The organism is Streptomyces sp. NPDC006134, from assembly GCF_040628835.1.
In the GTDB taxonomy this organism is placed as follows: Bacteria; Actinomycetota; Actinomycetes; order Streptomycetales; family Streptomycetaceae; genus Streptomyces.
In genome coordinates this window covers 14591-23363 of record NZ_JBEXTV010000085.1, presented here as the reverse complement: position 1 = coordinate 23363, position 8773 = coordinate 14591, and the positions used below count along the sequence as shown (strand labels likewise).

7 protein-coding genes are annotated in these 8773 nt (G+C 71.5%); 5 read left to right on the top strand and 2 right to left on the bottom strand.

What is annotated here, in order from left to right; genetic code table 11:
- Positions 1–297 precede the first annotated feature (297 nt).
- The 4 genes from ABZ340_RS34200 to ABZ340_RS34185 all read left to right on the top strand — a co-directional run bounded on the left by ABZ340_RS34200 (position 298) and on the right by ABZ340_RS34185 (position 5081).
- Complete coding sequence (locus ABZ340_RS34200; RefSeq protein WP_358785777.1) at positions 298–468, top strand: hypothetical protein; 171 nt, start codon at positions 298–300, stop codon at positions 466–468.
- Positions 465–2897 (top strand): TOMM precursor leader peptide-binding protein, encoded by a 2433-nt coding sequence (locus ABZ340_RS34195; protein ID WP_358785776.1) that lies wholly within the window; start codon positions 465–467, stop codon positions 2895–2897. The genes ABZ340_RS34200 and ABZ340_RS34195 overlap by 4 nt, the downstream gene beginning before the upstream one ends.
- 86 nt (positions 2898–2983) lie before the next feature.
- On the top strand, positions 2984–4297 hold the full coding sequence (locus tag ABZ340_RS34190; RefSeq protein WP_358785775.1) for a histidine kinase: 1314 nt from the start codon (positions 2984–2986) through the stop codon (positions 4295–4297).
- Between the two features lie 172 nt (positions 4298–4469).
- The gene (locus ABZ340_RS34185) at positions 4470–5081 is read left to right on the top strand and encodes a response regulator transcription factor (protein ID WP_358785774.1); all 612 of its coding nucleotides are present in this window, start codon (positions 4470–4472) and stop codon (positions 5079–5081) included.
- Positions 5082–5133: 52 nt separating this feature from the next.
- Here ABZ340_RS34185 and ABZ340_RS34180 read toward each other — a convergent pair whose 3' ends face one another.
- Together ABZ340_RS34180 and ABZ340_RS34175 are read right to left on the bottom strand one after the other, a co-directional pair.
- Complete coding sequence (locus tag ABZ340_RS34180; protein WP_358785773.1) at positions 5134–5838, bottom strand: NADH oxidase; 705 nt, start codon at positions 5836–5838, stop codon at positions 5134–5136.
- Between the two features lie 147 nt (positions 5839–5985).
- Positions 5986–6465 carry a phospholipase gene (locus tag ABZ340_RS34175; RefSeq protein ID WP_358785772.1) on the bottom strand — a complete coding sequence of 160 codons (480 nt, stop codon included), beginning with the start codon at positions 6463–6465 and terminating at the stop codon, positions 5986–5988.
- Positions 6466–7214: 749 nt separating this feature from the next.
- On the opposite strand from ABZ340_RS34175, the gene ABZ340_RS34170 reads away from it, so the two are divergent.
- Positions 7215–8636, top strand: a complete 1422-nt coding sequence (locus tag ABZ340_RS34170; RefSeq protein ID WP_358785771.1) for a non-reducing end alpha-L-arabinofuranosidase family hydrolase — start codon at positions 7215–7217, stop codon at positions 8634–8636.
- Positions 8637–8773: the final 137 nt, after the last annotated feature.

Here is an 8773-nt window from a genome sequence, read left to right as displayed (position 1 = left end):
ACGCACGCTCGCCGCGTTGCCGAAACGCCCACGTGGCTCCGCCACGAGGGCGCTCCGGCGCCTTGCGGTCGCACGCACCGGACGCCGCGAGCCGATCGGACTCCCCTTCTGCCCGGGACTCTGAGAGCCCCGAACGGAAAGGGCGCCCGGCTCGCCCCTTCCGCGGGCCACCGCGTGAAAAGTTCACCCCCCACAGGTGAGACCCGCACTGTCTGGCCGGCACACCCGCTTCGCAGAATCTTCACGCAGACGAAGAGCTCCACAGTCCGTGCGTTTCGACGAAGGGGAATCATCGCCATGTACGACCTCACGCCGGTCACCGCACTGAGCTCCATCGAACCCGCCGCCGACTTCCAGGCCGCCGGCCAGTTCGTCATCGAGGACCTGGACGGCTCCCCGGACAACGGCGTCGCGCTGTTCACCATCTGCGTCGCGGCGGCCCCGGTCACCGGGCGGCACACCGCATGATCTCTGCCGGGGGACGCGAAGAGGCACCCCGGTACCACGACGGGGGACGACACGAAGAGGGACGCCCGGAGGGCCGGGGCGAGGCGCGCCGCCCGCACCCGGCGCCGCCGCGGCTCATCGGCCTGAAGACCCACCTGCGCCCCACGGTGGTGCCGGGCGAGGCCGTGTACCTGGTCTCGCAGCGTGGCATCACCGTCCTGCTCGGCCCGCTCGCCGAGACACTCGTACCGCTGCTGGACGGAAGCCGCAGCGCCGACACCGTGGTGAGGGAGGCCGCCCGCGCACTGGGCGGCCCCGGCCCGGCGCGCGAGGCGCTGGCCGTCATGGAGGACGCCGGCCTGCTGCGCACCCGCACCGCGCCCGCGGCCGCCCCCCTCGCGGGCGGCGGCCCGGCGCCCGCCACCCGGCCGCACGGGGCCGGCACCCGCCCGGCCCCCGCCTCGGAGGCGTACTGGGACCTGGCCGGCCTGGACGGCGGCCACGCCGCGCACGACGTGGCCGCCGCCCGGGTCCGCATCGTCGTGCTCGGGACCGACCCCGCGGCGGAGGACGCGCTGCGGGCCGCCTGCGCCCAGTCGCTCCTCACCGTCGCCGGTCCCACCGAGCCGGCGGACTTCGCCCTGGTCCTGTGCGACGACTACCTGACGCCCGCCCTGCGGGACGTGGACAGCCTGCACCGCGCCCACGGCATCCCGTGGCTGCCGATCAGGACCGCCGGCCCCGACCCGTGGGTCGGCCCGGTGTTCCGGTCCGGCGACGGGCCCTGCTGGAACTGCCTGGCGGTCCGGCTGAGCGGCCACCGGACGTCCGAAGAGCCGCTGCGCCGGCACCTGGGCCTGGCGGGGCCCGTCGACCGGCCGCCCGCCACGCTGCACGCCTGCACGGCCCTGGCGACGCAGCTGGCGGTTCTGGAGACCGCCAAGTGGCTGGCCGGTGTGCGCGAGGCGGGACAGTCCGCGGTACACACCCTGGACACCCTGCACCTGGGCATGCGTGCCCACCCGGTCACCCGGCGGCCCCAGTGCCCGGTCTGCGGCGATCCGGAACTGATGTCCCGTCAGGTGTCGGCGCCGTTCGTCCCGGTCTCCCGGCCCAAGGCGGACCTGGACCTGGGCGGTCACCGGGCGCTGACGCCGGCCCGGATGCTGGAGCGGTACGGCGGCCTCGTCGACCCGGTCACCGGCATCATCAAGGAGATCTCCCGGGCGCCGGACAGCCCCGACTTCGTCCAGGCGTTCCTGTCCGGTCCCAACCTGGCGATGGGGTCCCGTTCCCTCACCGGTCTCCGCGCCGGCCTGCGCGCGCTCAGCGGCGGGAAGGGCCTCACCGAGAAGGAGGCCAGGGTCAGTGCCCTGTGCGAGGCGGTCGAACGCTACAGCGGCACCCGCCAGGGCGACGAGCCCGTCGTCCGGGACAGCTACCGCGGGATCGGCCCGCGGACCGCCGTGCACCCGGCCGCCTGCCAGCTCTACGACGAACGCCAGCTGCGCGAGCGCGACCGCTGGAACGCCTCCGGCTCCCGGCTCCAGTACGTGCCGGAGCCGTTCGACGAGGACCGGGTCACCGAGTGGACGCCGGTCTGGTCGCTGACCGCCGGCACCCACCGCCTGCTGCCGGCCTCGATGCTGTACTTCAGCGAGTCCACGGCCCCCGACGGGCTGTGGGCGGACTCCAACGGCAACGCGGCCGGCGCCAGCCCCGAGGACGCCCTGGTCCAGGGCTTCCTGGAACTGGTCGAGCGGGACGCGGTCGCCCTGTGGTGGTACAACCGCACCCGCCAGCCCGGCGTGGACCTCGACGCCGTGGACGAGCCCTACGTGGCCCGTCTGCGCGAGGGGTACGCGCGGCTGGGCCGCGAGGTGTGGGCGCTCGACCTGACGTCGGACTTCGGCATCCCGGTCGTGGCGGCGCTGTCCCGCCGCACCGCGGGGCCGACGGAGGACATCGTCTTCGGCTTCGGCGCGCATTTCGATCCGAACATCGCCCTCCGCCGGGCCCTCACCGAAATGGGGCAGCTGCTGCCGGCGGTTTCCCGGTCCGGAGGAAAGAATTCCGGATATCGCGTCAACGACCCCGATCCGGTGAACTGGTGGCGTCGGGCAACCATCGCCAACCAACCATACCTGGTACGGAATCCGGCCATCCGGTCGCTGACGCCGCAGGATTACGGATATGTTCCGCGCGGTGACCTGCTGGACGACGTGCGGGCCGTGACGGCCTTGGTGTGCGAGCGCGGCATGGAGCTGCTGGTCCTCGACCAAACCCGCTCCGACCTGGGGCTTCCCGTGGTCAAGGTGATCGTCCCGGGGATGCGGCATTTCTGGCCACGCTTTGCCCCGGGCCGGCTCTACGACGTGCCCGTGGCCCTCGGGAGATGCCCGGAACCCACTGGTTACGATCGCTTGAACCCCATACCGGTATTCGTTTAATCGGCCGAAGTCGGCGTGATTCGTGAGGTTCATCGCCTACGATCTCTTACGGCGTACGCACGTGCGACAGAAGAGGTTGCGAAGCGATGTCACCTCACGGCGATCAAGGGGAACGCCCCAGATCCGCAAGACGGTTATCGGACAAAGATGCCTGGCGGGAGGGTGCGGGGCAAGGAGAGAAGCACGGGTTTCCCGAGCACGAGCGCGAGTGGGACGAGCAGTACGGCACGCCAGGTGACGGACGCGACCTCCCGGCGCCACGGCTGGCCCGCACCATCCTGCTGGCCGCACTCGCCTGTTACCTGCTCATCACCACGCTCAACATCCTGGCCGCCGGCCTCTCACCAGGTGTCACCGGAGCCGCCCTCGGCAGCCTCGTCGTCATCTTCGCGATCCAGATGCACCACTCACAGCCGGACGCCGGGCAGGCCGCCCCCCGGCAGAAGGCGGTCACCCTCGGCGTCCAGGCGCTGCTCACCTACCTGCCCATCGCCGTCTTCCGCGCCGAGTGGGGCGCGATGGCGGGCTTCTTCGCCGGTTCCCTGCTGCTGCTCCTGCCCTCGAGATGGGCCTGGCCGCTGTACGGGGCCGTCGGCCTCACCATGCTCGTGCCCCCCGCCCTCGACGGACGCTCCCTCCTCGACAGCCTGTACCTGTGCCAGTCGACGCTGCTGACCGGCCTGGTCGTCTTCGGCCTGACCCGGCTGGCCGACCTCGTCCGCATCCTGCACCGCACGCGCGGGCAGCTGACGCAGATGGCCGTGACCCGCGAACGGCTGCGCTTCGCCCGCGACCTGCACGACGTGCTGGGCTTCAGCCTGTCCGCGATCACGCTCAAGAGCGAGCTGATCCACCGGCTGGTCCCCACGCACCCGCAGCGCGCCATGGACGAGATACGGGACGTGCTCGTCATCTCCCGCCAGTCGCTCGCCGACGTGCGCGAGGTCGCCAGCGGGCTGCGCGAGATGTCCCTCGCCGACGAACTGGTCTCGGCGCGCTCCCTGCTGGCCGCGGCGGACGTGGAGGTGCGCACCGATCTGCGGACGGGACCGCTGGGCCGGCAGGTGAACACCGTCCTGGCGGCGGTGCTGCGCGAGGCCGTCACCAATCTGCTGCGCCACTCCAAGGCCACCTACTGCGAGGTCCTGGCGACCCGCACGGAGGAGAAGGTGCGGTTGTCCGTACGGAACGACGGCGTCGACGCCGACTATCACGACCACTCCCCGCACAGCGGGAGCGGCCTGGGCAACATGGCCGCCCGGCTGGCGGCGGTGGGCGGCGAGCTCATCGCCGCGCGAGGTGAAGACGGAACGTTCCTTCTGGTCGCCGAGGCGGACGCCGTGTCCGGCAGCGGCAGCGTCAGCGGCAGCACCGGCCGGACCGCCGACCCGGCGGCCTGACACCGCCCGGGACTCCACGCCCCCACCCCTTCACCCCCACCCCTTCACCCCTCACGCCGCTCCACCCGTCCAGCTCCACCGCCCCTGCCCCGCGCCGCGCCGACGGCACGGCCACGCCCCCGGCGGGCGTCACGACCCGCAGCGGGACACGACCCGAAAAGAGGACCGCCCGGTGGCCATACGCCTGCTGCTCGCCGAGGACATGAACATGGTCCGCGGTGCCCTGGTGGCGCTGCTGAACCTGGAGGCGGACCTGGAGGTCGTCTGCGAACTGGAGCGCGGCGACCTCATCCTGGACGCCGCGCTGGAGCACCGGCCCGACGTCGCCGTCATCGACATCGACCTGCCCGGCACCGACGGGCTCACCGCGGCCGCCCTCCTGCGCGAGCGGCTGCCCGAGTGCCGAAGACTGATCCTCACCAGCCTCGGCCGCCCCGGCACACTGCGCCGCGCGCTCTCCGCCCACGTCGACGGCTACCTGCTGAAGGACGCCCCGCCGCGCGAACTCGCCCACGCGATAAGGCGGGTGGCGGCCGGTCACCGGGTGATCGACCCGCAACTGGCGCTCGCGGCCTGGGAGGCCACCGGGACCCCGCTGACCGAGCGGGAGACGGAGGTGCTGCAACTGGCGGCGGAGGGAGCGGACGCGGGCGAGATCGCCCGCCGCCTCCACCTGGCCCCCGGCACGGTACGCAACTACCTGACGACCGCCGCGGCCAAGCTCAACGCCCGCAACCGCGTCGACGCCATAAGAATCGCCCGGGACGCGGGCTGGCTCCTGTGAACCCGGGCCGGACTCGGCCGTCGCGCGGCGCCCCGCCCTCACGCACGAGCGCTCAGCCCTCGGGCGGAGCAGGACCCGCGTCCGGCGGCACACCCAGGAGAGGGGGCCTGCGCCCGCGTACGGCGGTGGCACCCGGGTAGGAGCCGCCCGCGCCGGCGGACGGTTCCACCGGTGCCGCCATGCCGGCCGCCGCCAGGTACTCGAGGATGGCCTCCGTGACACCCGGGGGCAGGGCGAGCGACGCCGAGGCGTCGTCCGGACTGACCGGCCAGGCCAGCAGCCCCAGCACCCACGCGGCCTCGGGCCGGTGCACCAGCACCTTGTAGGAGGCGCCGGACGATTCCACCGTGAAGCCTCGCGGCGCCCGCCGCACCGTCACGTCGGCGGGCAGCCACACCGGACGGTGTCCCGGCAGCGGGGCCAGCCGGAACGATGCGGTCCGCGCCACGGGGGCGGCGGACAGCAGCGGGCCGCCCAGGTCGTCGACGCTCAACGTCCGCACCACCAGGTGCGACAGCCGCTCCAGTACGGGCAGCAGTACCACGGGAGCCGACGCGCCCGGTCCCACGTTGGTCAGCATGACCGGTCCCAGCTCCATGCGGCGCAGGGCCTCGCGGACCGTGGCACCGGTGCCGTCGATCAGTTCGGGCCCCCAGGGCCCGGTCAGCACCAACTGGCCCTCGGCCCTGCCGGCCTCCACCACGACGTCCTCGCTGAGCGACCAGAGGTGAACGGTCCGGTCCCCGACGCTGTCCAAGGTCGTGCACCCTCTCTCGGTTTCGCTGTGCCACAGCCGCGGTGAGCCTTCCGGGTGTGCGATCTCCGGCCCGGCCCGGCCCGGCTACGCCGTGACGTCCCGGACATGAACCCTCACGTCCGGGACCGCACGGTTGTGGCGGAACGGTCAGCCGGCGGCGACACCGGAGGGCGCGACACTGCCCAGCTTGTCCACGGCCTGGTAGTAGATCCACGCCGTGGAGTTGCACGACACCTCCTGCGCACCGGAGTAGCCGGCGCACACCCGCTTCAGGTCGGCGTAGAACGCGGAGTCCAGCCGCGCCTTGCCGGCGTCGAACGTGCCCATCGCCTTGTGGTTGCGGTACCCGAAGTCGTGCCGCGCGCAGGCGGTCTGGAAGGGGAAGCCGAAGGGGTTGTCGGGCGAGCTGCTGCAGTAGTCGGTCGACCAGTCGAAGCCGTAGGCGCTCCAGGCCGACTGGTTGTTCCGGGCCGCGACCCAGGCGTTGTAGCTGCTGGCGCTGTTCTGCGTCCAGCTGGACAGCACGGCGGCCTTGTCGGCCGGCGCGGCGTGCGCGGCGCTCGTCGTCACCAGGGCGGCGGGTACGGCGAGGGCGGCGGCGACGAGGGGCAGGACGCGACGGCGCATGGAGAACCTCCGTTTGACGGGCCTTCAGGACCAAGCCCGTCCACCTTCCAGCCCCGCCCCCACCTCCCGACAGGCACACATTCACGACTCACCCGTGAACATCTCACGCGCCCGGGCACTCCCGGCCCGCGCGGAGCGGGAGGAGGCGGAGCAGCCGTCCGCCGATCACCCGAAGAGAAGGCCGAAATTTCTGACGCCATTCGGAAAACCAGCCGGTCGCGGATGCTGGAGAAGCGGCCGGCCGGGGTCGGCACCGCCCACGCGATCGCTCCGCTCCGGCGTCAAGTGGCAGGAAATCCGAGCCATGTGACGTGTGACGTGCGCTGTTTCGCGCACAGCCCCTACGAAACATTTCGACGTCGAGAGCGATACCTGCGAGAGGGGTTGACGCCGTTCGCCGGGTCTCTATCATTCAGGTTGCTCGACCCTTCGACATTCGTTCGATATAACGAACGCGCCGAAGTCGCTCCATCGCGCAGCAGGGCATCCCCGGGACGCACCCCCGAACAGTGAGCCGCAAGGAGTGTGCCACACGTGAATGTCATGCTCTTGTCAATACTGCTCCCGCTGTCGCGTGCCGGTGACCGCCACCGGACTTTCAGGAGGCCGTGAAGAACCGGGAAGTCCCAAGCGGCCTGCGCGGTCTGCCGTGGTGCCCACAGGCCGCGGCACACCGCACTGCACCGACAGTCCGGTCGACCTCCGACGAGGCCGGCCGGAACCGCCTACTCAAGGTTGGGAACGTCTTCATGCACAGAGGAAGCTTCAGCCGCAGGCATCCGTCTGCGGTGCTCGCCGCCGCGGCCGCGGTCCTGGCCGCGCTGGCGGCGATGCTCGTCGCCACCCCGGCTCAGGCGGCTGCCAGTGGCGCCTTGCGCGGTGTGGGCTCGAACCGGTGTCTCGATGTACCGGGCGCCGTCCAGACCGACGGCACGTACCTGCAGATATACGACTGCTGGGGCGGGACCAACCAGCAGTGGACGCTGACGGACGCCAACCAGCTGACCGTGTACGGCAACAAGTGCCTGGATGTCCCGGGGCACGCCACCACGGCCGGCACCCGGGTGCAGATCTGGACCTGTTCCGGCGGCGCCAATCAGCAGTGGCGGGTGAACACCGACGGCACGGTCGTCGGCGTGCAGTCCGGGCTGTGTCTGGAGACCGCGGGCGCCGGTACGGCCAACGGCACGGCCGTGCAGCTCGGAACGTGCAACGGCGGCAGCCACCAGAAGTGGAGCGGCCTGCCCGGGACGGGGACGGGCGGCACGTGTTCTCTTCCGCCGACGTACCGGTGGACGTCGACGGGCGTGCTGGCGCAGCCGGCGAACGGATGGACCTCGGTGAAGGACTTCACCACCGTGACGCACAACGGCAAGCACCTGGTCTACGCGTCCAACTACTCGGGATCGTCGTACGGCTCGATGATGTTCAGTCCCTTCACGAACTGGTCCGACATGGCGTCGGCCGGCCAGACCGGCATGAACCAGGCGGCGGTGGCACCTACGCTGTTCTACTTCGCGCCCAAGAACATCTGGGTGCTGGCGTACCAGTGGGGTGCGTGGCCCTTCATCTACCGCACGTCGAGCGACCCCACCAACCCCAACGGCTGGTCCGCTCCGCAGCCGCTGTTCACCGGGAGCCTCCCCGACTCCGACACCGGCCCGATCGACCAGACCCTGATCGCCGACGGCCAGAACATGTACCTGTTCTTCGCCGGTGACAACGGCAAGATCTACCGGGCGAGCATGCCGATCGGGAACTTCCCGGGCAACTTCGGCTCGTCGTACACGACGATCATGAGCGACACGAAGGCCAACCTCTTCGAGGCGCCGCAGGTCTACAAGGTCAAGGGCCAGAACCAGTACCTCATGATCGTCGAGGCGATGGGCGCGAACGGCCGCTACTTCCGCTCCTTCACGGCCTCCGGCCTGAGCGGCACGTGGACCCCGCAGGCCGCCACCGAGAGCAACCCCTTCGCGGGCAAGGCCAACAGCGGCGCCACCTGGACCAACGACATCAGCCACGGTGACCTGGTCCGCGACAACCCCGACCAGACCATGACCATCGACCCCTGCAACCTGCAGTTCCTCTACCAGGGCAAGTCCCCCACGGCGGGCGGCGACTACAACCGACTGCCATGGCGGCCGGGTGTCCTCACCCTGCGGCGCTGACCTTCCTGATACGCGGTGATGGTGGTGCGGTGCGGTCCGCAGACACGTGGCCGAACGATGTACGGCGCGGGCGGCACCACCTGCTGACCGGCGCTCATCACCCCGGGGAACCCCGGCCGTGCAGCGGCCGGGGTTCC